The sequence below is a fragment of the Micromonospora sp. NBRC 107095 genome (genome assembly GCF_030269705.1).
GTDB lineage: Bacteria > Actinomycetota > Actinomycetes > Mycobacteriales > Micromonosporaceae > Micromonospora > Micromonospora parva.
In genome coordinates this window covers 358,320-384,310 of record NZ_BSTU01000002.1, presented here as the reverse complement: position 1 = coordinate 384,310, position 25,991 = coordinate 358,320, and the positions used below count along the sequence as shown (strand labels likewise).

Sequence of the window (25,991 nt, the reverse complement as noted above, 5' to 3'; positions counted from 1 at the left end):
GGGCGCGCTACTGCTCGACGCCGCGTCCCGGGCGGCTCATGTCCCCGGTGCCGGGCGTCCCGGCGGCGAGGCCGTACCGCAGGAGCACCGCGCCCTTTCCGGAGGTGGCTGGCGGTTCGAGCAGGGTCAGGTTCGCGGGGACCGCGCCGCCGTCGAACACCTTCTTGCCGACGCCCAGCACGATGGGGAAGATCCACAGGTTGAGCTGGTCGAAGAGACGCTCGTGCAGGAGCGTCTGCACCAGGTTCAGGCTGCCGATCACGTGGACCTTCTCGTGCTTGTCCCGCACCGCCCGGACGGCGGTGGCCAGGTCGGGACCGAGGTGTGTGGAGCCCTCCCAGCCCAGATCCGGGTTGCCGCGTGAGGCGACGTACTTCGGGATGCTGTTGAACAGGGTGGCGATTCCGCCGTCGACGCCGTCGGCCTGGTGCGGCCAGTACGAGGCGAAGATGTCGTAGGTCCGGCGGCCCAGGAGCAGCGCGTCCATGCCCCGCATGCCGTCCATCACCTGGCGGCCACCGGTCTCGTCGAACAGGGGTGCCTGCCAACCTCCGTAGGGGAAGCCTTCGGGGTCCTCCTCGGGGCCGCCCGGTGCCTGGGCGACCAGGTCGAGTGTCGCGAACAGGTCGATGTGGATCGTGCCCATGCGGTCCTCCGTGTCCCCGATCGAGTTAGGCCTCGATGGCGCACCCTAGTCGAGCTGACGGACGGGCCGGGCGGGGTTGCCGACCGCCACGACGTTGGCGGGCAGGTCCCGGGTGACCACGGCGCCCGCCCCGACGACGGTGTTCGCGCCGATCGTCACGCCGGCCAGCACGATCGCGCCACCGCCGAGCCACACGTTGTCGCCGATGGTGATCGGTCGGGCCGCCTCCCACTTGTCCCGTCGCGGGCCGGGCTCGACCGGGTGTGTCGGGGTGAGCAGTTGCACGTTCGGGCCGACCTGGACGTCTGCGCCGAGGGTGATCCGACCGACGTCGAGGAAGACGGCGTTGTAGTTGACGAAGCTGCGCGGGCCGATGCGGATCTGCCAGCCGTAGTCGCAGTAGAACGGCGGGCGGATCCAGGTGTCCTCGCCCAGTTCGCCGAGGAGGTCCCGCAGCGCCGCGATCCGGGCCTGGGGGTCGTCGGCGGGACTGGTGTTGAAGCGCTCCATCAGCCGGGCGGCCCGGGCCAGGTCGGCGACGATGTCCGGATCGTCGGCCAGGTATGGCTCGCCGGCGAGCATCTTGTCCTTCATGGAGGTCACCGCCCGATCATGCCGGCCCGGTTCGTCGGCTCGTGGCGGGTCCGTCATTTTTTGTACTTCTTTTTGCATACCCAGTATGCAATTGTGGGTTGTCAATGCGACTCCCATGTATCAAAGACGCTTGACCAGGAGGATCCGTTGCATCAGGCAAGAAGATTGGCTGCCCTCGGTCTCGTGCTCACGCTGGCGCTCTCCGCGCCGGCTTCCGCCTCAGCCGCGCCCGCCGCGCCCGCCCCACCCGGCGGCACCGGCCAACAGGCCACGCCGGGTGGACCCACCGCCAACCGCTCGACCACCGTCACGCTGATCACCGGTGACCGGGTCACCGTCACCGCTTCCGGCGCCGCGGTCCGGCCCGGCGCCGGCCGGGAGAGCGTGCAGTTCCTCGTCCGGCGCGAGCGCGGACGCCTCTCGGTGACGCCGACGGACGCGCTGCCGTTGCTGCGCTCGGGCCGGGTGGACCGGCGACTCTTCGACGTCACCGGGCTGGTCGAGGCGGGTTACGACGACGCCCACCGCGACACCCTGCCGCTCCTGGTGACGTACGGCTCGACGGGTGCCGCCCGACGTGCCCCGGCCGCGCTGCCCGGCACCCGGCTGACCCGCGACCTGCCGGTCATCCGCGGCGCCGCCCTGAGCAGTGACAAGTCCTCCCTGGGCGCGGTCTGGGAGACGGTGACCACCGGTCCCGCCGGGGCCCGGCTCGACGCGGCAGGGGGCGTCGAACGGATCTGGCTGGACGGCCGTCGACGGGTGACCCTCGACCACAGCGTGCCGCAGATCGGCGCGCCCGCCGCCTGGGCGGCCGGGTTCACCGGCGCGGGAGTGTCCGTCGCGGTGCTGGACACCGGCGTCGACGCGACCCACCCCGACCTGGCCGGCAAGGTGGCCGAGGCGCGCAACTTCACCGAGGCCACCGACGCTCGGGACACGGTCGGCCACGGCACCCACGTGGCCTCGACCATCGCGGGCAGCGGCGCGGCCTCCGGCGGCAAGTACCGGGGTGTGGCGCCCGACGCGACGCTGCTGGACGGCAAGGTCTGTGAGGACGCCGGCTGCAGCGACTCGGCGATCCTCGCCGGCATGCAGTGGGCCGCTGTCGAAAAGAAGGCCGCCGTGGTCAACATGAGCCTCAGCGGCTGGGACACCCCCGAGGTGGACCCGCTGGAGGAGGCCGTGCAGACGCTGACCGCCCAGACCGGCACCCTCTTCGTCCTCGCCGCCGGCAACGACGGCTCGGACGGCTCGGTGGGCTCCCCGGCCAGCGCCGACGCCGGGCTCGCCGTGGGCGCGGTGGACCGGGACGACGAACTGGCCGACTTCTCCAGCCGGGGTCCCCGGGTCGGCGACGACGCGTTGAAGCCGGACATCACCGCGCCCGGCGTCGACATCGTCGCCGCCCGGTCCGCCAACGGCTTCATCGGCGAGCCGGTCGACGACCGTTACGTCACCATCTCCGGCACCTCGATGGCCACCCCGCACGTGGCCGGGTCGGCCGCGCTGCTGGCCCAGCAACACCCGGGATGGCGGGCCGACCGGATCAAGGCCACCCTGATGGCCGCCGCCAAGCCGCACCCGGAGCAGACCGCCTACCAGCAGGGAGCCGGCCGGGTCGACGTCGCGCACGCGATCGCCCAGCAGGTCACCACCGACCCGGTGAGCGTCTCGTTCGGGCGTGCGCTCTGGCCGCACGATGACGACGCGCCGATCACCCGCACGGTGACCTGGCGCAACGACGGTCCGGCAGCGGTCACCCTGGAGCTGAGCGTCGAGGGCGCCGGCCCCGACGGTCGCACGCTGCCGGCCGGACTGTTCCAGTTGGGTGCCAACCAACTCACCGTGCCGGCCGGCGGCACGGCCGCCACGACCGTCACCTCCGACACCCGCCTCGGCGACGCCGACGGCTACTGGACCGGGCGGATCGTGGCCCGGTCCGGGACGGCGGTCGCGGTCACCCCGTTGGCGGTGAACCGGGAGGTGGAGAGCTACACGCTGACGGTGGAGCACCTGAACCGGGCCGGTGAGCGCACCGCCGACCACTGGACCCTGCTGCTCGGGATGGACACCTTCGGCGCCTGGGACGTCGTCAGCTCCGACGGGGTGGCCAGCGTGCGGGTGCCCAAGGGGCGCTACGGCCTCAGTGGTCTGGTCTTCGAGCCCGGCCCGGAGGATGAGCCGCGCGGGATGTCCCTGTTGGCGCAGCCCGAGGTGACAGTCGAGCGGGACACCCGGATCGTGGTGGACGCCCGCAGGGGCAAGCCGGTGCGGACGACAGTTCCGGACCGGACCGCCGTTCCGCTCCTGATCGACGTCAGCGGCAACTTCACCGCCGACGACGGCAGCGCGTACACCGTCGGGCTCTGGGCCGAGACGTTCGCCGACCTGACCAGCGGTCAGCTCGGCAAGCCGAGCCCCGCCGACCGGTTCGTCGCCACCGTCAGCAGCCAGTGGACCACGCCAGACCCGACCAACAGCCCATACCTGTACGCGCTGGCCGAGGCGATCCCTGGCCGGATGCCGACCGGGTTCGTCCGCGACTACACCCGACGGGACCTGGCAACCGTCGTGCACCGGTTCCGTGGCGGCTACCCGGGCATGCAGGCCGAGCGGATCGTGTACCCCGTGCTGGAGTACAACGTCGGCGGCTCCGCCCTGATCCTGCCCACCGCCGTGCCCGGCCAGCGGGTCGAGCACTACAACACCAAGGGGGTGACGTGGGAGTCCGAGGTCGCCTTCGGGACGGTGGACGACGAGGGCTGGTTGAACCCGCAGACGGTGCTCTTCTCCGTTCCCACCGCGTACCGGGCCGGGCGGACGGTGCAGGAGATCTGGAACCAGGGCCCGTACGGACCGTCGTTCCCGAAGCCGCGCTGGCCGCACCAGAGCGTCACCCGCGACGGCGACACGATAGTGGTCGACGTGCCGATCCACAGCGACGCGGCCGGGCACCCGGGCGGCTCACTGAACGACAGCGCGCAGACCACGCTCTGGCGCAACGGCAAGCTGGTCGGCGAGAGCGAGTACGCCGGCTACGGAGAGTTCACAGTGCCACCGGGCAAGGCGGACTACCGGCTCGTCACGTCGGCGAAGCGCAGCTTCACCGACCTGAGCACCGAGGTGGAGACCAGCTGGACCTTCCGGTCGCGGCACGTCGCCGGTGACACGCCGGCCCGACTGCCCCTGTCGGTGGTGCGCTTCGCGCCGCCGCTGCGGGTCGACAACAGCGCTCCGGCCGGTCAGGGCTTCGTCGTCCCGGTCCGGGTGCAGCGGCAGCCGGGCGCGCCGACCGCCCGGGTGGAGAAGCTCACCGTCGACGTCTCGTACGACGGCGGGAAGACCTGGGGCAGGGCGAAGCTGGTCCGCACCTCGACCGACGCCTGGTCGGCAGTGTTGCGGCATCCGGCCGGCACCGGCCACGTGTCGTTGCGGGCCACCGCCCGGGACACCGCCGGTAACACGGTGACCCAACGGGTCATCCAGGCGTACCGGTTGCGCTGAGGCGTACCCCGTCCGGGTCCGCGGCCGAGCGCCGCGGACCCGGCGGGTCGTCAGTCGTTGGCGTGCAGGGCGGCGTTCAGCTCGATGCCCCGGCCGGTGCGCGGCCGGGCCTCCAGCCCGCCGGTGACCGAGTTGCGCCAGAACAGCAGCCCGTCGACGCCGGACAGCTCCCGGGCCTTGACGACCCGGCCGTCGGGGAGCGTGATCTTCGACGCGGCGGTGATGTAGCAGCCGGCCTCGACCACACAGTCGTCGCCGAGCGAGATGCCGACGCCGGCGTTCGCGCCGACCAGACTCCGCTCACCGATGCTGATCTTGTCGGTGCCGCCGCCGGAGAGGGTGCCCATGATGGAGGCGCCACCGCCGATGTCGGAGCCGTCGCCGACCAGCACGCCCTGCACGATCCGCCCCTCGACCATCGAGGTGCCCACGGTGCCGGCGTTGAAGTTGACGAAGCCCTCGTGCATCACGGTGGTGCCGGCCGCCAGGTGTGCGCCCAGGCGGACCCGGTCGGCGTCGGCGATCCGCACCCCGGACGGCACCACGTAGTCGGTCATCCGGGGGAACTTGTCCACCCCGTACACCGACAGGTGCCGGCCGGCGGCCCGCTCGATCACCCGCAGCTCGTCCACCCGCTCCGGGGGGCACGGCCCGGCGGACGTCCAGGCCACGTTGGCCAGCTTGCCGAAGATGCCGTCCAGGTTGAGCTGGTTGGGTCGCACCAGGCGGTGCGAGAGCAGGTGCAACCGGAGGTACGCGTCGGACGCGTCCTTGATCGGGTCGTCCAGCGAGCCGATCACGGTGACCACCTGCACGGTACGCAGACCGGGCAGGGACCGGTCGCCGAGCGCGGCCGGCGGCAGGTCGAGCACGTCCGCCTTGTCCTCGCCGGCGACCAGCGGCAGCTCGCCCAGGCCCAGCTTGCCGGTCGGGTACCAGGTGTCGAGCACCTGCTCGTCTGCGGTGACCGTAGCCAGGCCGATGCCCCAGGCGGAATCTGCGGACGTCACTGTTACACCTCTCGGTCACGGCCGGGCTGACCTCGGCTCGCTCCTCGCACTGACAGACCTGAAGGTACCGTGCGAACCATGGAGAACCCGCTGACCCCCGAGGTCCTCGCCGATCCGGTGCAGCTGACCCGCGCTCTGGTCGACATAGAGTCCGTGTCCCTGAACGAGAAGGCGATCGCCGACTGTGTCGAGGAGGTGCTGCGGGGCGTACCGCACCTGACCACCCACCGGCACGGCAACACGGTGATGGCGCGCACCGACCTCGGTCGGTCGCAGCGTGTCGTGCTGGCCGGGCACCTCGACACGGTGCCGTTGAACAACAACTTCCCGTCGACGATGCGCGGCGACCTGATGTACGGCTGCGGCACCTCCGACATGAAGTCCGGCACCGCGTACGCGCTGCACCTGGCGGTCACCCTGCCCGAGCCGCGCTACGACGTGACGTACTTCTTCTACGAGGCCGAGGAGATCGAGTCCCGGTACAACGGCCTCAACCTCGTCGCCCAGGCGTTCCCGGAGTGGTTGCAGGCGGACTTCGCGGTGCTGCTGGAGCCGACGTACGGCATCGTCGAGGCGGGCTGCCAGGGCACCATGCGCTCGGTGGTCACCACGACCGGGGTACGCGCCCACTCAGCGCGCTCCTGGCACGGGGTGAACGCCATCCACGCCGCCGGTGAGGTGCTGCGACGCCTCCAGACGTACGAGGCCCGCCGGGTCACGATCGACGGTTGCGACTACCGCGAGGGCATGAACGCGGTACGGATCAACGGCGGCGTGGCCGGCAACGTTGTCCCCGACCACTGCGAGGTCGAGGTCAACTACCGGTTCGCGCCGGACCGCACTCCGGCCGAGGCAGAGGCGCACCTGCGGGAGGTCTTCGCCGGCTTCGAGGTGACGGTCACCGACACGGCTGCTGGTGCCGCGCCCGGGCTCGAAGCGGCCCCCGCGAAGGAGTTCCTGGCGGCGGTCGGCGCCGCGCCGATCGGCAAGCTGGGCTGGACGGACGTGGCCCGGTTCGCGGCGATGGGCATCCCCGCGCTGAACTTCGGCCCCGGCGACCCGAATCTCGCCCACCACCCCGACGAGCACGTCGAGATCAGCAAGATCCGCGACGGCGCGGCAACCCTGCACCGCTGGCTGGCCCCGGCCTGACGCACGCCCCGCCCCCGCCCACCTTGCCCCGCCGGTGATCAAGAGGTTTGCGTCAGCCTGGCCCGTTGTCGGCGACGCAAACCTCTTGATCGGATCCGGTCGGTGCGGGAGCTGCGGGGGAGAGGGTCAGGTCACGGGTGCGGCGGCGTTCGGCCACCACGTCTCGGATCCGTCGCTGCATCTGGCGACGAATCCGGATCATCTCGCTGTTGCTGATCACGCTGGCTCCTCCCCGAAGGCGCGCGCCGGGGCATACCCGGTATGTGAATAGTAAGACGTACGGGGAAGCCGAATAGTTGCCCTTGATCGCGAACTATTTCTCGGCGTCGCCGCCCCGCGCACCCGGCCGGTGCTGCTCCACTACGGTTGCTCCATGAGCCAGAGCAACGGGCGGGAGGCCGGTCGGGGTCCCGGACAGGAGCGGCATCGCGGTGCGGTCACCCTGCGCAGGGGGGCGATCCCGAGCAGCACTGCGGACCAGCGTCTGCTGGATTCGCGGGGGCGTGGCGACTGGAAGACCAAGGACGCCTGGCGCGCGCTGCGCATCCTCGCCGAGTTCGTCGAGGGCTTCGACACCCTCGCCGACGTGCCGTCGGCGGTCAGTGTCTTCGGCTCCGCGCGCAGCGCGCCGGACAGTGCCGAGTGCCAGTTGGCCGAGGAGTTGGGCGGCGCGCTGGCCCGGGCCGGCTACGCGGTGATCACCGGCGGTGGCCCCGGAGTGATGGAGGCTGCCAACCGCGGCGCCAGCGAGGCCGGTGGGCTCTCCGTGGGCCTCGGCATCGAGCTTCCGTTCGAGCAGGGCATCAACGACTGGGTCGACCTGGCCATCGACTTCCGCTACTTCTTCGCCCGCAAGACGATGTTCGTCAAGTACGCCCAGGCGTTCGTCGTGCTGCCCGGCGGGTTCGGCACCATGGACGAGCTGTTCGAGGCGCTCACCCTGGTGCAGACCGGCAAGGTCACCCGGTTCCCGGTGGTGCTGATGGGCGTCGCCTACTGGCAGGGCCTGCTGGACTGGCTGCGCGACACGATGGCCGCCACCGGCAAGATCGGGCCGGTCGACTTGGACCTGATCTGTCTCACCGACGAGGTCAACGAGGCGGTCCGGTACATCGTCGAGGCCGAGGCCGTGCTCTCCGCCGAGCAGGAGGCGGTCCGCGAGGAGGCCGTCGCCCGTACCGGGGCGGACCAGCGGGCCGCCGCTGAACAGGCCACCGAGCAGCCCCGGGACCACGACTGATGGCGGCGATCTGCGTCTTCTGCGCCTCCTCTCGTACGCTCGACCAGCGGTGGTTGGACCTGGCCGCCGAGACCGGTGCGGAGCTGGCCCGGCGCGGGCACACGCTGGTCAGCGGCGGTGGCTGCGTCGGCATGATGGGCGCGGTGGCCGACGGCGCCCGCTCCGCTGGTGGGCGTACCGTCGGCGTGATCCCGCAGTCGCTGGTCGATCTGGAGGTCGCCGACCTGGCCTCGGACGAGCTGCTGGTGACCGACTCGATGGCCGCCCGCAAGACCGTGATGATCGACAAGTCGGACGCCTTCCTCACCCTGCCCGGCGGCCTGGGCACGCTGGACGAGTTGTTCGAGGTCTGGACGACCGCCACCCTCGCCCTGCACGCCAAGCCGATGGTGCTGATCGACACCGACGGGTTCTACCGCCCCCTGTTGGACTGGCTCGACGCGCTGGCCGACCAGACCTTCCTGAAGCCCGCCGGCCGCGACCTGCTGACCGTGACCACCACCGTCACCGAGGCCGTAGACATCCTCGAATCCCACCTAACCTGACCCCCCACCCCCTGGCCCCGCCCCCGGTCGCTCGCGGTGATCATGAAGTTATCGACGTCGCTGTCGGCGTGTCGCGCCGCTAACTTCATGATCGACGAGGTGGGTTGGGGTGGGGGTGGGTTGGTGTCGGATGGGTCTGATGGGATGAGCTGATGCAGGCGTACCGGTTGGTGCGGCGGCCCGGTGGGCCGGCGCGGGGGGACGGGGCGACGCCTGACGGCGCTTCCGTGCCTGCCAGCGGCGGCGGTGTCGGGGCGGCGGGTGGGTCCGCGCGCTCCGATGGGCCCGTAGGCGTTGGTGGGGCCGAGCGTTCGATCGGGTCTGGGGTGGCGGTCGGCGGCGGCTGGCGGGCCGATCCGGTGCAGGCCGAGGTGGTCGGGCACACCGACGGGCCGATGCTCGTCCTCGGTGGCCCGGGCACCGGCAAGACCAGCACGCTGGTCGAGGCGGTCGCCGCCCGGGTGGCCGACGGGGTCGACCCCGAACGGATCCTCGTGCTGACCTTCGGCCGCCGAGGCGCCGCCGCACTGCGGCAGCGCATCGAGGCCCGCATCGCGCAGGACGGCCACCGGGTGCTGCGCGAGCCACTGGTGCGCACCTTCCCGGCGTACGCCTTCGGGTTGCTCCGCCGCGCCGCCGCCGAGCGGGGCGAACCGTCGCCCCGGCTGCTCACCGGCCCCGAGCAGGATCTGATCATCCGTGAGCTGCTGGACGTGGTGGGCGAGGAGCCCGAGGACGACCCGGTCGGCTGGCCGACCGACCTGCGCCCCGCCCTGCGGACCAGGGCGTTCGCCGGCCAACTGCGTGACCTGCTGATGCGCGCCGCCGAACGCGGGGTCGGCTCGGCCGACCTGGCCCGGCTGGGTGAGAAGCTCGGCCGCGCCGACTGGCCCGCTGCCGCCCGCTTCCTGCGGGAGTACGTGGCAGTGCTCGCGCTGCGCGACGTCAGCAACCGCGGCTCCATCGCGTACGACCCGGCGGAGCTGGTCCGGGCGGCCACCGGGCTGCTGCGCGACGACGACGAGTTGCTGGCCGCCGAGCGTCGCCGGCTCGCCCACGTCTACCTCGACGAGTTGGCCGACACCGACCCCGCCCAACTGGAGCTGCTCTCGGTCATCGCGGGCGGCGGCAAGTCGCTTGTCGCGTTCGCCGACCCCGACTCGTCCACGTACGCCTTCCGGGGCGCCGACCCGGCCGGGGTGACGACGTTCACGCACCGCTTCCGGACGGCCTCCGGTGCGCCCGCCGCGCAGGTGCTGCTGTCCACGTCGTACCGGGCCGGGCCGGGTCTGCTCGCGGCGATCGCCCGGCTGGGTCGCCGGTTGCGGGGTCCGGCCGCGCACCGTCGGCTGCACCCGCTGCCGGACGCGCCGCCCGGTGTGGTCGAGGTGCACACGTTCCGCTCGGCGACCAGCGAGGCCGCCTGGTTGGCCCACGCGCTGCGCTCGGCGCACCTGCTCGACGGCGTGCCCTGGTCCCGGATGGCGGTGCTGGTGCGGTCCACCGCGTTGCAGCTGCCCACCCTGCGACGGGCGTTGCACGCGGCCGGGGTGCCCACAGTGGTGCACGGCGAGGACCTGCCCCTGCACCTGCAACCGGCGGTAGCGCCGCTGCTGCTCCTGCTGCGCTGCGCACTGGAGCCGGAACGCCTCGACGAGGAGTCGGCGGTCGCGCTGCTGCACTCGCCGCTGGGTGGGGCGGACCCGCTGGCCGAGCGGCGACTGCGGCAGGGCCTGCGGGCGCTCGCGCTGGCTGCCGGTGACCGACGCCCCTCCGGTGAGCTGATCGTCGAGGCGTTACGCGATCCGGAGGAGTTGGCCGGCATCGACCGTCGCTGGGCGGAACCGGTGCAGGCGGTGGCCGGGCTGTTGGCCATCGCACGCGAGGCCGCCGATCGGCCGGGTTCGACAGCCGAGGACGTGCTCTGGGCCGTCTGGCACGCCAGTGGTCTCGCCGAACGCTGGGCCGGCGCGATCAACCAGGGCCCCCCGGAGGCCGGCGAGGGTGACCTGGCCCGGCGACGGCGGGCCGAGGCGGCCGACCGTGACCTGGACGCCGTGCTGGTCCTCTTCGACGCGGCGGCCCGGTTCACCGACCGGCTGCCCGGGGCCCGTACCGAGGTGTTCCTCGATCACGTGCTCGCCCAGGATCTGCCGGCCGACACCATCGCGCCGACCGCCGACCGGGGTGCGGCGGTACGCCTGCTCACCGCGCACGCGGCGAAGGGCCTGGAATGGGACCTGGTCGCGGTGGCCGGCGTACAGGAGGGCATCTGGCCGGACCTGCGGCTGCGCGGCAGCCTGCTCGGCTCCGAGCGGCTGGTCGACGTGTTGGCTGGCCGGTCGGTCGACGGCGCGAGAGCGGCGAACGTGGTGGGTCAGACCTCGGCGTTGCTGGACGAGGAGCGTCGGCTCTTCCACGTCGCCGTGAGCCGGGCCCGGCACCGGTTGCTGGTCAGCGCGGTGGCGTCGGCCGCCGTCGGCGGTGACGATCACGAGGAGCAGCCGAGCCGGTTCCTGCACGAGCTGATCCCGAACACCCCGCCGCCCGGCACCCCGCCGCCCGGCACCCCGCCGACAGCGCCGGGCCCGCCGCCCGGTCCGCGTACCGGGCCGTCCTCCGGTGGCACCACCGCGGGCGAGACCGGCGACGAGGAGCCGGACCATCCGGGGGCGCTGCCGGTGACCCGTCCACCCCGGGCGCTCACCCTGCCGGCGTTGGTAGCGGAACTCCGTACCGCCATCACCGACCCGGCTGCCCCGGCGACCCGGCGGCGCGCCGCGGCGGCCGAACTGGCCCGGCTCGCCGCCGCCGGAGTGCCCGGCGCGCACCCCGACGACTGGTGGGGGTTGCGGGCGCTCTCCGACGACCGGCCGCTCGTCGACGACGGCGACCCGGTGCGGGTCACCCCGTCGGCCATGGAGAGCGCGCTGCGGTGCAGCCTGCGGTGGCTGTTGGAACGGCACGGCGGCAGCGGGCCGACCAGCACCGCGCAGGGGGTGGGCAACCTGGTGCACGCCGCCGCGATGCTCGCCGAGGACGCCAGTGCCGACCGGGGCGCGCTGCTCGACTACGTGGCCGCCCGGTTCGACGCGATCGAGCTGGCGGCCCGGTGGATGGCCGGGCCGGAGCGGGAACGCGCCGAGTCGATGGTCGACAAGCTGCTGCGCTGGCTGGCCACCAACCCGCGGCGGCTGCTCGCCATCGAGCACGAGTTCGCCGTCCGCCTGGACGATCCCCACCGGCCCGTCGAGCTGACCGGTCGGGTCGACCGGCTGGAGGTCGACGAGGCCGGGCGGCTGGTGGTGATCGACCTGAAGACCGGCAAGTCCACCGCTGTCACCGGCGCCGACCTGGCGGAGCACCCACAGCTTGGCGCCTACCAGGCGGCGGTGGAGGCGGGGGCGTTCGCCGAGTTCGGTGACGAGTCCGGGGGTGCTGCGCTGGTGCAGCTGGGGACCACCGCCAAGGACGCCAAAGAGCAGAACCAACCGGCGGCCAGCGAGGGGCCGGCGGCCGGTTGGGCGACCGCGCTGGTCCGGCGAACCGCCGATACGATGGCAGCCGCCACGTTCGCGGCGGTGGCCAACTCGAAGTGCCGGGTCTGCCCGGTGCGCACCAGCTGCCCGGTCTCCGGGCAGGGGCGCCAGGTCGTCGAGCCGCCCACCGTCCGACGCACCAGTGAGGGCGAGGAGTGAGCCGGTGTTGCAGCCTGTGACGACACCGTGAGTCAGCCCACCCTGTTCGGCGCGGGCCCCGCGCCGACGCCCCGGCTCGCGGACTCCGGCCCTCGGTACACGCCGGTGGAGCTGGCCAAGCTGCTGCGGTTGCCGGCGCCGACCCGGGAGCAGGCCGCGATCATCGCCGCCCCGGTGGAGCCGCTGCTGGTGGTCGCCGGTGCCGGGTCGGGCAAGACCGAGACGATGGCCGCGCGGGTGGTCTGGCTGGTGGCCAACTCGTACGTGCGGCCGGAGCAGATCCTCGGGTTGACCTTCACCCGCAAGGCGGCCGGCGAGTTGGCCCATCGGGTACGGACCCGGCTCGACCAGCTGATCCGCCGCGTCGGCCGGCAGGGGCGGGACCCGTTGGACGATCCGCTCGCCGGTGAACCCACCGTCTCCACCTACCACTCGTACGCGGGACGGATCGTCACCGAGCACGGGTTGCGGGCCGGCTACGAGCCGTCCACCCGGCTGCTCACCGAAGCGTCCCGCTGGCAGTTGGTGGACCTGCTGGTGCGCAACTACGACGGCGACATGTCCGAGGTGGACCGGATGCCGAGCACCATCACCGACGCGGTGTTGGCGCTCGCCGGGGAGTTGGACGAGCACCTGGTCGCGCCGGACGAGTTGGCGGCCTGGACCGGCCGGTTCTTCGCCGAGGTGCAGTCCCGGCCGGGTCGGGTGTACGCCGACGTGCGCAAGGCGCTCACCCTGCAGCAGACCCGGTTGCGGCTGCTGCCGTTGGTGCGGGCGTACGCCCGGCGCAAGGTGGACTTCGAGGCGATGGACTTCGCCGACCAGCTCGCCCGGGCGGCGCGGGTGGCACGGGGCCATCCGGCGGTCGGCGCGATCGAGCGGGACCGGTTCCGGGTGGTGTTGCTCGACGAGTACCAGGACACCAGCCACGCCCAGGTGGTGTTGCTCAACGCGCTGTTCGGTGGGGGGCACCCGGTGACCGCGGTGGGTGACCCGTGCCAGTCGATCTACGGCTGGCGGGGGGCCAGCGCGGGCACCCTGGACCGGTTCCCGACCGAGTTCGCCCGCGCCGATGGTGAGCCGGCCCCGGCGCTGGGGCTCACCACGAGTTGGCGCAACCGCCCGGAGATCCTCCGGGTGGCGAACGCGCTCTCCACCCCGCTGCGGGCGGCGGGTGCCCGGGTGCCGGAGCTGCGCTCGGCGTTGACCGTCCGGGACCCGATCCCGCACCGCAGCCCCGGCGGTGCGGCCGGGGGCACCGTGCACTGCGCGATGCTGCCCACGTACGCCGACGAGGCTGACTGGATTGCCGACAGCGTGCTGGCCGCGTGGCGTGGGGCGGCCGGGACGCCGGGCGTGGCCCCGGAGCACATCCCGGTGGCGCGGCGCCCGACGACCGCCGTGCTGGTTCGGGTACGCAGCCAGATCCCGGCGATCGAGTCGGCGCTGCGCGAGCGTGGTCTGCCGGTCGAGGTGGTGGGGCTGGGCGGCCTGCTGGACACCCCCGAGGTGCGCGACGTGGTCTGCACGTTGCGGGTGCTGGCCGACCCGACCGACGGGGCCGCGCTGTTGCGGCTGCTCACCGGTGCCCGTTGGCGGATCGGGCCGCGTGACCTGGTGGCGCTGCACCGGCGGGCCCGGGCCATCGCGAAGGCCCGACGGCAGGTGGCCGCCGACGACGGCGCGGAGATCAGCCCCGACCTGTTGGACGAGGCGACTCTGGTGGAGGCGCTGGCCGACCTCGGGCCGGCGCAGGCGTACTCGGCGGAGGGTTTCGCGCGGCTGCGCGCGTACGGCCGGGAGTTGGCGCTGCTGCGTTACCGACTGGACCAGGCGCTGCCGGACCTGATCGCGGACATCGAGCGGACCATCGGCCTGGACGTGGAGGTCGCGGTGCGGGCCGGCCGTGACGGCGCCGGCGACGCGGGCCTGGCCCGGGGGCACCTGGACGCGCTCGGCGACGTGGCGGCCCGGTTCAGCGGGGAGACGCCGGGCGCCACCCTGTCCGGCTTCCTGTCCTATCTGGCCGCCGCCGAGGACGAGGAGCGTGGTCTGGCACCGGGCGAGGTCGAGGTGGTGGAGGGCGCGGTGCAGGTGGTCACCGCACACGCCGCCAAGGGTCTGGAGTGGGACGTGGTGGCGGTGGCCGGGCTCAGTCGCGGGCTGTGGCCGGGGCCGGTCCGCAACTCCGACCACTGGTTGGGCGGGCTGGGTGTGCTGCCGTTCCCGCTGCGCGGTGACGCCGACGGGCTGCCCGAGTTGGCGCTCGACGAGGCGGGCGACCAGCGGGCCGTGGCGCGGGCGGTGACCGACTTCACCGACGCGTGGCGGGCCCACGACGAGCGGGAGGAACGGCGGCTGACGTACGTGGCGGTGACCCGGCCGCGCCGGCTGCTGCTCTGCTCGGGTTACTGGTGGGGGGAGGGTACGAAGCGACCGCGAGGTCCGTCGGTCTTCCTGCGTGAGGTGTACGACGCCTGCCTCGACGGTGGGCCGGGGCACCTGATCGACGTGTGGGCACCGGAGCCGACCCCGGACGCGACGAACCCCACGGCCGAGGTGGTGCTCCGCGCGGAGTGGCCGGCCGACCCGTTGGGTGGTCGCCGGCCGGCGCTGGCCGAGGCGGCCGGGCTGGTGCGTCGCCTGATGGCCGACGGTCCGGCGGCGGCGCTCCCGGGACCGGTCGGGCCGGTGCTGCCCGGGCCGGTCGGATCGAGTGGCTCGATGCCCGCCGGGTCAGTGACGCCGGCCGGCGCAGTGCCCGCCGGGCCGGTGACGCCGACCGGGTCGGAGGCCGAGCCGGAGGTGGATCCGGAGGTGGCGCGCTGGCAGCGCGAGGCGGACCTGTTGCTGGCCGAGCGCGCCGAGCTGACCCGGCTCTCCGGTGCGGTCGAGGTGGAGCTGCCCGGGGCGCTGAGCGTCACCCAGCTCGTCGCGTTGCGGCGCGATCCGGCGGCGTTGGCCCGTACGCTGCGCCGGCCGGTGCCGACCGAACCCAACCCGTACGCGCGTCGGGGCACCGCCTTCCACGCCTGGTTGGAGCAGCGCTTCGGCGCGGACCGCTTGTTGGACCTGGACGAGCTGCCCGGCGCTGCCGACGCCGATGCCGCACCCGACGAGGCGCTTGTCGAGCTTCAGGAGCGGTTCCTGGCCAGCGAGTGGGCCGATCGGTCACCGGTGGAGGTGGAGGTGCCGTTCGCCACGGTGATCGCCGGGGTGGTGGTACGGGGCCGGATGGACGCGGTTTTCGCCCGGCCGGGTGGCCGGTTCGACGTTGTCGACTGGAAGACCGGCGCGCAGCCCACCGGGCCGGCGGCGGAGGTGGCCGCCGTGCAGCTGGCCGTGTACCGGTTGGCCTGGGCGGAGCTGGCCGGTGTGCCGGTCGAGCGGGTGGGCGCGGCGTTCCACTACGTCCGGCACGGGGTGACCGTACGGCCCGCCGACCTGCTGGATGTGGCGGGCCTCACGGCCATGATCGCCCAGTTGCCCGAGGATTCTGCCCAACATTGACCACTGCGGGGAAAACCGTGGTAGGTTGACCGGGTTGCAGTTTTGGTTACCAGAGACTCTGTGTGCGCCTGGCGGGATTGTGGCCCCAGGCGCTCTTTGTTGTGTCCGGAGTTCTCCGGGCGGGGCGACCAGAAGCGACAGGCGATTCGCGCATCCCCGCGCGGAGCGCTCCTCTTCGGGCACGCAACAAGTGCGTGTCCGACGTTCCGTCAAGGAGACGAAACACATGGCTATTGGCACCGTGAAGTGGTTCAACGCTGACAAGGGCTTCGGCTTCATCACCCCGGACGGCGGCGGCGCTGACGTCTTCGCCCACTTCTCGGCGATCCAGTCCTCCGGCTACCGGAGCCTGGACGAGAACCAGCGGGTCGAGTTCGAGGTGACCCAGGGCCAGAAGGGCCCGCAGGCGGAGAACATCCGCCCGCTCTGATCTTCGGATCGGTCAGCATTACCTGTCGCGCCCTCCGGGTGTGACGGTGACGGGACCGGCCCGCCCCGCCGCCGCCTGCTCACGCAGGCGGCGGCCCGGCGGCGGGCCGGCCTGTACTCCAAATCGGTTCGTGCTTGTGAGTCCTGGCGGTCTCTTTCCGCTGGTGACAGCGCCGACTTCGGCGCCCTCCCTCGACACGTGCCGCGTCGAGGAAGGCTTCCGCATGACCACAGTTGTTCCCTCGTTCGCCCATACCGGTCTGGCGCCGGCGCTGCTCAGCGCGCTGACCGCGCAGGGCATCACCGAGCCGTTCCCGATCCAGTCGGCGACGCTGCCCGACTCGCTCGCCGGCCGGGACGTGCTGGGCCGGGGTCGTACCGGCTCCGGCAAGACCCTCGCCTTCGGGCTTCCGCTGCTGTCGCGTACCGCCGGCCGTAAGGCCCGGCCGGGTCGTCCGCTGGCCCTGGTGCTGGTGCCGACCCGTGAGCTGGCCCAGCAGGTCACCACCGCGCTGGCCCCGTACGCCCGCGCGCTCGGGTTGCGCTGCGCCACCGTCGTCGGCGGGCTGTCGCTGCAGCGGCAGGCGGACGCGCTGCGCGCCGGCGCCGAGGTGGTCGTCGCCACCCCTGGCCGGCTGCACGACCTGATCAACCGTGGCGACGCCCGGCTCGACCAGGTCGAGATCACCGTGCTCGACGAGGCCGACCAGATGGCCGACATGGGTTTCCTGCCGCAGGTCACCAAGCTGCTGGAGCAGGTCGCGCCGCAGGGGCAGCGGATGCTCTTCTCCGCGACCCTGGACGGCGGCGTGGACCGGTTGGTCCGCCGCTTCCTGAGCAACCCGGTCACCCACTCGGTGGACCCGGGCACCGCGACTGTCACCGCGATGACCCACCACGTGTTGCACGTCGACGCCGCTGACAAGCCCGACGCGTTGACCCGGATCGCCGCCCGTGAGGGGCGCACCATCCTGTTCATGGGCACCAAGCACCGCGCCGACCGGCTGGCCCGTCAACTGCTCTCCAAGGGCGTACGCGCTGCCGCGCTGCACGGCGGCAAGTCCCAGCCGCAGCGCACCCGCATCCTGGAGCAGTTCCGCAACGGTCAGGTGACCGCCCTGGTCGCCACCGACGTGGCGGCCCGTGGCATCCACGTGGATGGCCTGGACATGGTGGTCAACGTGGACCCGCCGACCGAGGCGAAGGACTACCTGCACCGGGGCGGCCGTACCGCCCGGGCCGGCGAGTCCGGTTCCGTGGTCACCCTGGTCCTGCCGGAGCAGCGCCGGGACGTGTCCCGGCTGATGGCCACCGCCGGCATCCGACCCGAGTCGGTCCAGGTGCGCGCCGGTGACGCGGCGTTGGCCCGGGTGACCGGTGCCCGTGAGCCGTCCGGTGTGCCGGTGACCATCGTCGCCCCGCCGGCGCCCGCCTCTCGCACGCGTACCTCCGGTGGCTCGGCCTCCGACGGCGGCGCCCGGCCGGCGCACCGCGCGTCGGGGCGCTCCCGTCGCCCGCGTCGCCCCCGTACCGTCTGATCTTCTGCGCGTCGACCGACCCGTCCCGCTTCGGCTGGGCGGGTCGGTGTCGTTCCCGCGCGTCGCCCGCCGTCCGGCCGCCTCGTGATGACGGCGCGGTGACCCGTTCGGCTGAGTCGGTAATCAGCCTCCGCTGGGTCGGCTGGCCGACTGCGCCCTGGCCGGCAGTGGTCGAGGCTGACGGACGGGGGAAGTCGGGCGGGGGGCCCGACACGGGAGGGGTGACCATGGCGGGCGAAGCCGGCTCGGGCGCACTGCGTGAACTGATCCTGGTGGTCGCGGTCGCGTTCGCCGGGTTGTTGCTCGCCATGGTCGCGGCCTTCGCGCCCTGGCATGCCACCCCGGCGGGCAATGCTCCCGCCGGTCTGGTGGAGCTGCACAGTCCTGGCGGCCCGGGCTCCGGCCCGTCGGACGCACACGTGGGCTGAGCAGCGACCGGCCTACCGGTGCCGGCGGAGGGGCAGGCCCGGTCAGGATCGGTGCGAGGTGTGGTCGGGTCGGCGGGGCACCGGCCCGACCACATCACCGTCGCCGCTCAGACGTCGTGGGGGCGTGGGTGAGCAGGTTGGCGAGGGTGGTGCTGTCGACCACGGTGGCGATCGCCCCGTGCACCGCCAGCCAGACGTCGGTGAGCCCCGCGGCCACTCCGTGATAGCCGGCGCGCTCGGCCGGCAGACCGCGCACCGTGGTGAGCGAGCCGCCGACCGCGCGCAGCACGTCTCCGACGGTGATCTCGTGGGGCGGGCGGGTCAGCGCGTACCCGCCGTCGGCACCGCGGTGGCTGTGCAGCAGACCGGCCCGGCGCAGGTCGAGCAGGATGCCCTGCAGGAAGCTGAGCGGGATGCCCTGCACCTCGGCCAGGCTGGCGGCCTTGACCAACTCGCCGGCACTGTCGCCGTCGCCACCACCGGCGGCGGCGACGGCGAGCATCGCCCGGAGCGCGTAGTCGCTGCGCGCGGAGACGAACACGTCACTGACCAGCCTGGTCCAGTACGCCCCAGCGGCGCCGGATCGCCTTGTCCGCAGCGCCGAACGCGGCGTCCACGACCAGACCGAGGACCAGGATGACGATCATCGTGGAGAGCAGCCAGGGCGCGTCGGACAGTTCGCGGGAGTAGGTGAGTTGGGCGCCGAGTGAGGTCTGCGAGATGCCGACCACGAGCAGCTCACCGGCCATCAGGCTGCGCCAGGAGAACGCCCAGCCCTGCTTGAGCCCGGCGACGATCGCCGGCAGGGCGGCCGGGGCGATGACGTACCGGTAGAGGTTGAGCCCACGGGCGCCCAGATTGCGGCCGGCGCGTAGCAGCAGCGGCGGCACGTAGTCCACGCCGGAGATCACCCCGTTGGCGATGGACGGGGCCGCACCGAGCACCACCACGAAGAAGATCGCCTTCTCGCTCAGCTCGAAGAGCAGGATGGCCAGCGGGAACCAGGCGATCGACGGCATGGTCTGCAACGCGGTGATCATCGAGCCGAGGGCGGCGCGCAGCACAGTGGACCGGGCCACCGCGAGGCCGAGCAGCAGACCGACCGCGACCGAGAAGACGTACCCGAGGGCGGCCCGGCGCAACGTGGTGACCAGGCCGTCCCAGAGCTGCGGGCCCTGCGCCTGGGCCAGCAGCTCGCGCCCGACCTCCAGCGGGCCGGGCAGCGAGTACGGCGGCTTCCAGCCCGTCCAGACCACGATCTGCCAGGCGGCTATGGCGATGGTCAGCGCGGCGAGCTTGGGCCAGGTGGCCGCCCAGAGGCGGGCGCCCCGGGAGACCTCCTTGTCCCGGCCGGCGATCTCCAGCGCGTCCAGGCCGGTGATCTCGGCGTCGGTACGCGCCGAACTGGTGAGGGTGTCACTGGCCATGGCGGCCCACCTCCGTACGGAGCCGCTCGGTGACCTCGGCGGCGACGGCCGCGACCTCCGGGGAGTCGATCCGACGGGGGCGCGGGATGGTCACCTCGGTGGAGTAGATGATCCGGCCGGGTCGGCTGGAGAGCAGGATGATCCGGTCGGCCAGCCGGGCCGCCTCGCGGACGTTGTGCGTCACGAAGAGCACCGAGAGCTGGCGCTCGGACCAGATCCGTTCCAGCTCGTCGTGCAGGATGTCCCGGGTCATCGCGTCCAGCGCGCCGAACGGCTCGTCCATCAGCAGCACCGGGGTGTCCAGAGCCAACGTGCGGGCCAGCGCGACCCGCTGTCGCATCCCGCCGGAGAGCTCGTGCGGGCGCTTGCGGCCGAAGTCGGCCAGGTGCACCGTCCGCAGCAACTCGGCGACCCGCTCGCGGCGTTGGGCCCGGGGGAGCCGGCGCAGCTTGAGGGGGACCTCCACGTTGGCGTCGACGGTCAGCCAGGGAAAGAGCGCCGGTTCCTGGAACATCAGGCCCGGGTTGACGTCGCCGGCCAGGGTGATCTGGCCACCGCTGACCCGGTCCAGCCCGGCCACCAGGTTGAGCAGGGTGCTCTTGCCGCAGCCGGACGCGCCGACCAGACAGACGAACTCGCCGGGCGCGACGTCCAGCGACACGCCGTCCAGGGCCAGGACGGCGCTCGCCCCGCGTCCGTACACCTTGGTCACGCCGGAGAGCGCGACCGCGGTGGTCGCGCTCTGCGGCGTCGTCGTGGTCGACGTCATGGCTGGACGACCTCGGGCTTGCCGGCGGCCTTGAGCGCGTTGTTGAGGTACGTCAGGTCGTACAGGCCATTGAGGTCCACCGGCTCGGTCAGGCCGACATCGACGGCGTGGTCGAGCCCGGCCTTCAGGGAGGACGGGATCGGGTCGTTGGTGAACTCCAACGTCGGCCACGCCTGCTTGATCAGCTTCAGGTCCAGCGGCTTGCCGGTGATCTTGCCGAGCGCGTCCGAGATGGCCTGCTGCGCCTCGTCCGGCTTGGTGTTGACGAACTCGTTGGCGGCCACCTGACCGTCGACCAGCTTCTGCACCACGTCCGGGTGCGCCTTGAGGAACTTCGTGCTGACCAGCAGGTTGGTGATGACGAACTTCTTGTCCGGCCACAGGTCGCGCTCGTCGACCAGCACCTTGCCGCCGGCGTTGACCAGGCGGGAGACGAACGGCTCGGGCACCCAGGCCCCGTCGATCGCGCCGCTGGTGAAGGTCTCGATGGTCTGGGCGTTCTCCTGCGGCACGATCTTGACGTCGCCGCCACCCTCCTTGGTGGTGGTGAGGCCCTGCTGCTTGAGCCAGTACCGGATCGCCACGTCCTGGGTGTTGCCCAGCTGCGGGGTGGCGATCTTCTTGCCCTTCAGGCCCTGCGCGTCCGCGATGCCGGGCTTGACCACCAGCGCCACGCCGCCGGACGCCGCGCCGGAGATGACCCGGACAGCCTCGCCCTTGGACTTGGAGAAGGCGTTCACCGTCGGATTCGGACCGATGTAGGTGGCGTCCAGCGCGCCGGAGAAGACCGCTTCGATGGCGGCCGGGCCGGCGTTGAAGGTCTTCGGGTCCAGCTTGACGTCGGTGCCGAGCTTCTCCGCGAAGATGCCCTTCTCCACGCCGACGACCGCCGGCGCGTGGGTGATGTTGGGGAAGTAGCCGAGGCGCAGCGTCACCGGGCCGGAGCTGCCGCCCGCGCCCTCGCTGTCGTCGCCGCACCCGGCGGTGCTGCCCAGGGTCGCCGCGCCGAGGGCGGCGAGGGTGGTCAGCGTGACCAACCGGCGCAGGGGGAGCCGTCTCATCGTCCATCCAATCCGCAGTATTCCTACTTAGTTGGTAGGAAGAGTGGGCCAGGCCGCGGTCAGCGTCAAGACCCATCCACATGGCGGGACGGCGCGTCTCGGTTATGTCGGTATCTCCTACCAGCTTGCTGGGATAAGCCGCGAAGTGTGGGCGGGGAACGACCGGCTGCTGACCGGGATGAGCCCGGAGCGGATCGCCGCCGCCCAGGCCCGGTTCGCAGGCTGGACCCGGTCGCACCGCCGGGAGGCCGAACGGGTCGGCAACGAGGTGCTGCCCCTGGTGACCGCCCTCGTCGCGGCGGCTCCGGGAAGGTCGCGGGTGGCCGCCCTGCCGACGCGCTAGGGTCAACTCCGTGGCGGCGCGGAGATCCAGAATTCCAGCGACGAAGTATCCGGTCGAGCGGTTCACCCTCGACAACGGCCTGCGGGTGGTGCTCACCCCCGATCGCAGTGCCCCGGTGATCGGGGTGGCGGTGGTCTACGACGTCGGCATCCGTTCCGAGCCGGAAGGGCGCACCGGCTTCGCCCACCTCTTCGAGCACCTGATGTTCCAGGGCTCGGAAAACCTGGAGAAGCTGGCTCACTTCCGGCATGTGCAGGGTGCGGGCGGCACCTTCAACGGCTCCACCCACCTGGACTACACCGACTACTTCGAGACGCTGCCGAGCAACGCGCTGGAACGCGCGCTGTTCCTGGAGGCGGACCGGATGCGCGGTCCCCGGCTGACCGAGGAGAACCTGCGCAACCAGGTCGATGTGGTCAAGGAAGAGATCCGGGTCAACGTCCTCAACCGGCCGTACGGCGGTTTCCCCTGGCTGACCCTGCCGCCGGTCATGTTCGACACCTTCCCCAACGCCCACGACGGCTACGGCTCCTTCGACGACCTGGAATCGGCGACCGTCGCCGACGCAGCGGACTTCTTCCGCCGCTACTACGCCAGCGGCAATGCCGTGCTCGCCATCAGCGGCGACATCGACGTGGCCGAGGCGACCGAGCTGGTCAGCCGGCACTTCGGTGACGTGCCGGCCCGGCTGGCACCGCAACGGCCCGACTTCACCGAGCCCGACCTGAGCGCCGAGCGGCGCACCTCGTACACCGACGCCTTGGCGCCGCTTCCGGCGGTGGCCGGCGCCTGGCGCGTGCCCGACCCGGTCACCGACTTCGCCGGCTACCTGCCGTACGTGGTGCTGGCCGAGGTGCTCACCGACGGCGACGCGTCGCGGCTGGTCGAGCGGCTGGTGCAGCGCGACCGCACGGTGACCAGCCTCGGCGGATACCTCGGTTTCATGGGCGACCCGTTCGACGTCCGCGACCCCACCGCGCTGCTGTTGCAGGCGCACCTGCCGCCCGGGGGTGACGTGGACAAGGTGCTGCGCACCGTCGACGAGGAGCTGGACCGGCTGGCCACCGACGGGCTGACCGACGGTGAGCTGGCTCGCACCCAGGCCCGGATGGCGACCCACCTGTTGCGGGACACCGACGCGGTGCTCGGTCGGGCGCTGCGGATGGCCGTGCTGGAGCAGCAACGTGGCGAGCCGGGCCTGCTCAACGAGTTGCCCCGGCTGGTCGGCGAGGTCACCGAGGAGCAGGTCCGGGCCGCCGCGGCCACCCTGCGCCCCGAGCGTCGGGCCGCCATCGAAGTCATCCCCGGAGGTGCCCGATGACCGGGACTGTGGCCGCCGCGCCGCGCACGCTGCCCCCGTTGGGGCCGACCCGGAAGCTCAAGGTGCCCAAGCAGGCCGAGCGGACGCTGCCCAACGGGCTCACCGTGATCGCGGTACGCCGGCCCGCCGTGCCCCTGGTCGAACTGCGGCTCTGGGTGCCGTTCGGTCGGGTGCACCTGGCCCGCGGCGCGATGCTCTCGCAGACCATGCTCTCCGGCACCGGGTCGATGACCAGCGTGCAGATCGCCGCCGAGTTGCAGAAGGTGGGCGGCGGGCTCTCCGCGGGCGTCGACCCGGACCGGCTGATGCTCTCCGGCGCCGGCCTGGTCACCGGTCTGGACCGGATGCTGGAGCTGCTGGCCGAGGTGCTGACCGGCGCCAGCTACCCCAGCGACGAGGTGGCCACCGAACGGGACCGACTGGTCGACCGGATCCAGGTGGCGCAGAGTCAACCGGCGCACCTGGCCCGGGAGGCGCTGCTCAAGCGGATCTACGGCCGGCACCCGTACGCGACGCAGACGCCCGAGCCCGACCAGATCCGGGCCGTCCGACCGGCGGCCCTGCGCACCCTGCACTCGGAGCGGGTCCACCCGACCGGCGCGCAGTTGGTGCTGGTCGGTGACGTGCAGCCGGAGAAGGCGCTGGACGCCGCCGAGCGGGCACTCGGCGGCTGGTCGGGTGCCGGGCGTACGGCCGACCTGCCAGCGACCCCGCCGCTGGAGCCGGGGCCGCTGCTGCTTGTCGACCGGCCGGGCTCGGTGCAGTCGTCGCTGCGGATCGCGCTGCCGGCGGTGTCGCGCACCGACCCGGACCACGCCCCGCTGCAACTGGCCAACCTGATCTTCGGCGGCTACTTCTCCTCCCGGTGGGTGGAGAACATCCGCGAGGACAAGGGCTACACGTACGGCCCGCACTCGGCGATCGAGCATTCCGTCGCCGGGTCGGTGCTGGTCGCCGCCGCCGACGTGGCCACCGAGGTCACCGGTCCGGCGCTGCTGGAGACGACGTACGAGCTGGGCCGGTTGGCGTCGCTGCCACCGAAACCCGAGGAGTTGGAGCAGGCCCGGCAGTACGCCCTGGGCACCCTTCAGCTCGGCATGTCCACCCAGGCCGGGTTGGCCGCGTTGACCAGCGCGTACGCGGGCAACGGTCTGCGCCTGGAGTTCCTCGCCGAGTACGCGGCGCGGTTGGCGAAGGCGAGCATCGAGGATGTGGCGCAGGCGGCGGCCCGGTACCTGGCACCGGCGCGGGCGGCGATCGTGGTGCTCGGCGACGCGGAGCGGGTCACCCCGGGGCTGGCCGCGCTGACCACAGTCCACACCGAGCGGCAGGCGTGAGCGGGGAGGCGGCGCCGCCGTTGGCGCGGTCCACGCTGGATCGGGCGGCGCACCGGCGGGGCGACTCGCAGTGGCTGACCGAGGCGTGGTTGCGGGCCCGGGTGCTGCTGATCGACTCGACCGACGACGGTCGGACGCTGGCCCGCACCGAGACGTCGCCTCCGACGTTGGTGCTGTTCGGAGCGGGTGACGTGCCCGCCGGCTCCGAGGCGGCGGCGATGTTCCTGGGGGTGGAGCCGGACGGGGTGCCGGTCTTCGCCGTCGACGCGCCGCTGCCGCCGATTCCGGGGACCCGGGCGGTCCACCTCCGCGAGGTGGGTCACCTGCTCGCCGACCGGGAGGCCGGCATCTTCACCACCGCGCTGGCACTCGTCAACTGGCACACCCGGCACGGTTACTCGACCAGCACCGGGGCGCCGACCGCGATGGACGAGGCCGGTTGGTCCCGGGTGGACCGCAATGGTGGGCGGATCTGGCCGCGTACCGACCCGGCGATGATCGTGCTCGTTCACGACGGGGTGGACGGCCCGGACGGCCGCTGCCTGCTCGGCAACAACGCTGGCTGGCAGGGCACCCCCGGTGGTCGCCGCTACTCCTGTCTGGCCGGCTACGTCGAGCCGGGCGAGTCGGCGGAGGCGGCCGTGTTGCGCGAGGTCCGCGAGGAGGTGGGCATCGGGGTCGAGCGCATCGGGTACGTGGGCAGCCAGGCCTGGCCGTTCCCCGGCTCGCTGATGCTGGGCTTCCTTGCCACCGCGAACCCGACGGAGCCGGTGCGGGTGGACCCGTCCGAGATCGCGTACGCCCGGTGGTTCTCCCGCCGGGAGATCGGGGCGGCGTTGGCTGGGCAGACGGTGGACGTGGGCGACGGGGCCCGACTGATCCTGCCGCCGCCGTCGTCGATCGCGCTGTTCCTCATTCACCGGTGGCTGGACGGCTGGGTGGACGCCGACCGCTGAGCACGGTCCCGGCCCGTGGCCGCCGTTGCCGCGACGGTCACGGGCCGGGAACACGGGCCGTCGTGGTCGGTGGGTGCGAGTAACGCGGCGGGGGAGCCGGTCCGACCACGACGGACGACCTGTGAGTCAGGTGCCGAGGCGGCCCGGTCTCTGTCGGAAGGCGGGCCGTGGCTCGATCAGCGGGAGGACCTTGACCCGCTGCTTGCCGGCGCGGACCGCGCCGACCGTGGCCAGGGCGCGGGCCAGCAGGAGCGCGGCGTCCCGGTCCTCGGCGTGCACGATCTGCCGTCGCGGCTCGGGCGCGGTCGTCTCGTCGCGAAGTCGGTGGCCGTCCGCCCAGGCGGCGGCGATGTCCCCGTCGGCGACGGCGCGGATGTCGGTGCGAACGATCAGGAACCGCATGTGGGTCTCCGGATGAACCGCGACGGATGAGCAGTGTGGAAGTTCCACGTATCCGAGGGCCATGTTACGCCCCGTGTT

Annotated in this window: 22 protein-coding genes; 13 read left to right on the top strand and 9 right to left on the bottom strand. The window is 72.7% G+C overall.

The window, feature by feature from the left end:
• Positions 1 to 7: 7 nt before the first annotated feature.
• Positions 8 to 646, bottom strand: a complete 639-nt coding sequence (locus QSK15_RS14075) for a dihydrofolate reductase family protein (RefSeq protein WP_285794649.1) — start codon at positions 644 to 646, stop codon at positions 8 to 10.
• 45 nt (positions 647 to 691) lie between these two features.
• Positions 692 to 1,249 carry a sugar O-acetyltransferase gene (locus QSK15_RS14070; RefSeq protein WP_285794648.1) on the bottom strand — a complete coding sequence of 186 codons (558 nt, stop codon included), beginning with the start codon at positions 1,247 to 1,249 and terminating at the stop codon, positions 692 to 694.
• A 174-nt stretch (positions 1,250 to 1,423) separates the two neighbouring features.
• Between QSK15_RS14070 and QSK15_RS14065 the strand changes: the two genes are divergently transcribed.
• On the top strand, positions 1,424 to 4,747 hold the full coding sequence (locus QSK15_RS14065; RefSeq protein ID WP_285794647.1) for a S8 family serine peptidase: 3,324 nt from the start codon (positions 1,424 to 1,426) through the stop codon (positions 4,745 to 4,747).
• Between the two features lie 50 nt (positions 4,748 to 4,797).
• On the opposite strand, the gene dapD is transcribed toward QSK15_RS14065, so the two are convergent.
• Positions 4,798 to 5,757, bottom strand: coding sequence for a 2,3,4,5-tetrahydropyridine-2,6-dicarboxylate N-succinyltransferase (gene dapD / locus QSK15_RS14060; RefSeq protein ID WP_112640841.1), 960 nt, complete (start codon positions 5,755 to 5,757; stop codon positions 4,798 to 4,800).
• A 78-nt stretch (positions 5,758 to 5,835) separates the two neighbouring features.
• Between dapD and dapE the strand changes: the two genes are divergently transcribed.
• Complete coding sequence (gene dapE / locus QSK15_RS14055) at positions 5,836 to 6,909, top strand: succinyl-diaminopimelate desuccinylase (RefSeq protein WP_285794646.1); 1,074 nt, start codon at positions 5,836 to 5,838, stop codon at positions 6,907 to 6,909.
• Between the two features lie 52 nt (positions 6,910 to 6,961).
• Here dapE and QSK15_RS14050 read toward each other — a convergent pair whose 3' ends face one another.
• Entirely contained in the window at positions 6,962 to 7,129 is a 168-nt protein-coding gene (locus QSK15_RS14050) for a hypothetical protein (RefSeq protein WP_285794645.1), read from the bottom strand.
• A 153-nt stretch (positions 7,130 to 7,282) separates the two neighbouring features.
• Here QSK15_RS14050 and QSK15_RS14045 point away from each other — a divergent pair, with 153 nt between their 5' ends.
• From QSK15_RS14045 to QSK15_RS14015, 7 genes are all read left to right on the top strand, one after another.
• Positions 7,283 to 8,149 carry an LOG family protein gene (locus QSK15_RS14045; RefSeq protein ID WP_285794644.1) on the top strand — a complete coding sequence of 289 codons (867 nt, stop codon included), beginning with the start codon at positions 7,283 to 7,285 and terminating at the stop codon, positions 8,147 to 8,149.
• Positions 8,149 to 8,694 (top strand): LOG family protein, encoded by a 546-nt coding sequence (locus QSK15_RS14040; protein ID WP_285794643.1) that lies wholly within the window; start codon positions 8,149 to 8,151, stop codon positions 8,692 to 8,694. The genes QSK15_RS14045 and QSK15_RS14040 overlap by 1 nt, the downstream gene beginning before the upstream one ends.
• A gap of 152 nt (positions 8,695 to 8,846) precedes the next feature.
• Complete coding sequence (locus tag QSK15_RS14035) at positions 8,847 to 12,392, top strand: ATP-dependent helicase (RefSeq protein ID WP_285794642.1); 3,546 nt, start codon at positions 8,847 to 8,849, stop codon at positions 12,390 to 12,392.
• 27 nt (positions 12,393 to 12,419) lie between these two features.
• Complete coding sequence (locus QSK15_RS14030; RefSeq protein WP_285794641.1) at positions 12,420 to 15,902, top strand: ATP-dependent helicase; 3,483 nt, start codon at positions 12,420 to 12,422, stop codon at positions 15,900 to 15,902.
• A 226-nt stretch (positions 15,903 to 16,128) separates the two neighbouring features.
• Complete coding sequence (gene cspE, locus QSK15_RS14025; protein WP_007464836.1) at positions 16,129 to 16,332, top strand: transcription antiterminator/RNA stability regulator CspE; 204 nt, start codon at positions 16,129 to 16,131, stop codon at positions 16,330 to 16,332.
• Between the two features lie 223 nt (positions 16,333 to 16,555).
• Complete coding sequence (locus QSK15_RS14020; RefSeq protein WP_285794640.1) at positions 16,556 to 17,869, top strand: DEAD/DEAH box helicase; 1,314 nt, start codon at positions 16,556 to 16,558, stop codon at positions 17,867 to 17,869.
• A 227-nt stretch (positions 17,870 to 18,096) separates the two neighbouring features.
• Positions 18,097 to 18,297: a hypothetical protein gene (locus tag QSK15_RS14015; protein WP_285794639.1), complete on the top strand. Its 201-nt coding sequence runs from the start codon at positions 18,097 to 18,099 to the stop codon at positions 18,295 to 18,297.
• A 94-nt stretch (positions 18,298 to 18,391) separates the two neighbouring features.
• Here QSK15_RS14015 and QSK15_RS14010 read toward each other — a convergent pair whose 3' ends face one another.
• The 4 genes from QSK15_RS14010 to QSK15_RS13995 are packed head-to-tail and all read right to left on the bottom strand — an operon-like array spanning position 18,392 to position 21,554.
• Positions 18,392 to 18,838 carry an RrF2 family transcriptional regulator gene (locus tag QSK15_RS14010; RefSeq protein ID WP_285794638.1) on the bottom strand — a complete coding sequence of 149 codons (447 nt, stop codon included), beginning with the start codon at positions 18,836 to 18,838 and terminating at the stop codon, positions 18,392 to 18,394.
• Between the two features lies 1 nt (position 18,839).
• Positions 18,840 to 19,724 (bottom strand): ABC transporter permease, encoded by an 885-nt coding sequence (locus QSK15_RS14005; RefSeq protein WP_285794637.1) that lies wholly within the window; start codon positions 19,722 to 19,724, stop codon positions 18,840 to 18,842.
• The gene (locus QSK15_RS14000; protein ID WP_285794636.1) at positions 19,714 to 20,493 is read right to left on the bottom strand and encodes an ABC transporter ATP-binding protein; all 780 of its coding nucleotides are present in this window, start codon (positions 20,491 to 20,493) and stop codon (positions 19,714 to 19,716) included. Before QSK15_RS14000 ends, QSK15_RS14005 begins: the two co-directional genes overlap by 11 nt.
• Positions 20,490 to 21,554 (bottom strand): ABC transporter substrate-binding protein, encoded by a 1,065-nt coding sequence (locus QSK15_RS13995; protein WP_285794635.1) that lies wholly within the window; start codon positions 21,552 to 21,554, stop codon positions 20,490 to 20,492. Before QSK15_RS13995 ends, QSK15_RS14000 begins: the two co-directional genes overlap by 4 nt.
• A 145-nt stretch (positions 21,555 to 21,699) precedes the next feature.
• Between QSK15_RS13995 and QSK15_RS13990 the strand changes: the two genes are divergently transcribed.
• From QSK15_RS13990 to nudC, 4 genes are read left to right on the top strand one after another with little or no spacing between them, the layout of a single operon-like run.
• The gene (locus QSK15_RS13990; RefSeq protein WP_285794634.1) at positions 21,700 to 21,897 is read left to right on the top strand and encodes a hypothetical protein; all 198 of its coding nucleotides are present in this window, start codon (positions 21,700 to 21,702) and stop codon (positions 21,895 to 21,897) included.
• A gap of 10 nt (positions 21,898 to 21,907) precedes the next feature.
• Entirely contained in the window at positions 21,908 to 23,218 is a 1,311-nt protein-coding gene (locus QSK15_RS13985; RefSeq protein ID WP_285794633.1) for a M16 family metallopeptidase, read from the top strand.
• Complete coding sequence (locus QSK15_RS13980; RefSeq protein WP_285794632.1) at positions 23,215 to 24,555, top strand: M16 family metallopeptidase; 1,341 nt, start codon at positions 23,215 to 23,217, stop codon at positions 24,553 to 24,555. Before QSK15_RS13985 ends, QSK15_RS13980 begins: the two co-directional genes overlap by 4 nt.
• Entirely contained in the window at positions 24,552 to 25,511 is a 960-nt protein-coding gene (gene nudC, locus QSK15_RS13975) for an NAD(+) diphosphatase (RefSeq protein ID WP_285794631.1), read from the top strand. The genes QSK15_RS13980 and nudC overlap by 4 nt, the downstream gene beginning before the upstream one ends.
• Before the next feature lie 126 nt (positions 25,512 to 25,637).
• Here nudC and QSK15_RS13970 read toward each other — a convergent pair whose 3' ends face one another.
• Positions 25,638 to 25,913 carry a hypothetical protein gene (locus QSK15_RS13970; RefSeq protein WP_030337574.1) on the bottom strand — a complete coding sequence of 92 codons (276 nt, stop codon included), beginning with the start codon at positions 25,911 to 25,913 and terminating at the stop codon, positions 25,638 to 25,640.
• Positions 25,914 to 25,991: the final 78 nt, after the last annotated feature.

Coding starts and splice junctions, on each gene's coding strand:
- QSK15_RS13995 (WP_285794635.1), bottom strand. CDS start 21,554: ATGAGACGGCTCCCCCTGCGCCGGTTGGTCACGCTGACCACCCTCGCC.
- QSK15_RS14045 (WP_285794644.1), top strand. CDS start 7,283: ATGAGCCAGAGCAACGGGCGGGAGGCCGGTCGGGGTCCCGGACAGGAG.
- QSK15_RS14040 (WP_285794643.1), top strand. CDS start 8,149: ATGGCGGCGATCTGCGTCTTCTGCGCCTCCTCTCGTACGCTCGACCAG.
- QSK15_RS14015 (WP_285794639.1), top strand. CDS start 18,097: ATGGCGGGCGAAGCCGGCTCGGGCGCACTGCGTGAACTGATCCTGGTG.
- QSK15_RS13970 (WP_030337574.1), bottom strand. CDS start 25,913: ATGCGGTTCCTGATCGTTCGCACCGACATCCGCGCCGTCGCCGACGGG.
- QSK15_RS14035 (WP_285794642.1), top strand. CDS start 8,847: ATGCAGGCGTACCGGTTGGTGCGGCGGCCCGGTGGGCCGGCGCGGGGG.
- QSK15_RS14005 (WP_285794637.1), bottom strand. CDS start 19,724: ATGGCCAGTGACACCCTCACCAGTTCGGCGCGTACCGACGCCGAGATC.
- dapE (WP_285794646.1), top strand. CDS start 5,836: ATGGAGAACCCGCTGACCCCCGAGGTCCTCGCCGATCCGGTGCAGCTG.
- QSK15_RS14020 (WP_285794640.1), top strand. CDS start 16,556: ATGACCACAGTTGTTCCCTCGTTCGCCCATACCGGTCTGGCGCCGGCG.
- QSK15_RS13980 (WP_285794632.1), top strand. CDS start 23,215: ATGACCGGGACTGTGGCCGCCGCGCCGCGCACGCTGCCCCCGTTGGGG.
- QSK15_RS14000 (WP_285794636.1), bottom strand. CDS start 20,493: ATGACGTCGACCACGACGACGCCGCAGAGCGCGACCACCGCGGTCGCG.
- QSK15_RS14075 (WP_285794649.1), bottom strand. CDS start 646: ATGGGCACGATCCACATCGACCTGTTCGCGACACTCGACCTGGTCGCC.
- cspE (WP_007464836.1), top strand. CDS start 16,129: ATGGCTATTGGCACCGTGAAGTGGTTCAACGCTGACAAGGGCTTCGGC.